Annotated in this window: 1 protein-coding gene; it reads right to left on the minus strand. The window is 42.8% G+C overall.

From position 1 onward, the window contains the following. On the minus strand, positions 1-306 hold a 306-nt coding region (locus EII32_RS11915), incomplete at both ends, for an RHS repeat-associated core domain-containing protein (protein WP_317125339.1).

The raw sequence follows: 306 nt of genomic DNA on the forward strand, positions 1-306 counted from the left end.
TAATGCATGTAATGCCGTGAAGTTTTCCGAACTACCGCTATATTGATTTAACAAAGTAACATCTAACCTGCCATTATCGTCAAATCTCACATATTTAGTTTCCACCTTACTTAATGTATTGATAATATTTCGCCTTGTAAGAATATCGGCGGCAATTACCTCCCTCCCATCAGGGTCAATATACCTCACTGGATTATTCACACAATACGCATAAGGACTTGTGGAGTAATATTTCTCCGACAGCGGATCCATCGTCGTGAAGCGGCAGGTGGCGGCATCGTAGCGTCTTGCCCCGTAGTCGTAAAC

This window comes from Prevotella sp. OH937_COT-195, from assembly GCF_003932845.1.
Lineage (GTDB): Bacteria > Bacteroidota > Bacteroidia > Bacteroidales > Bacteroidaceae > Prevotella.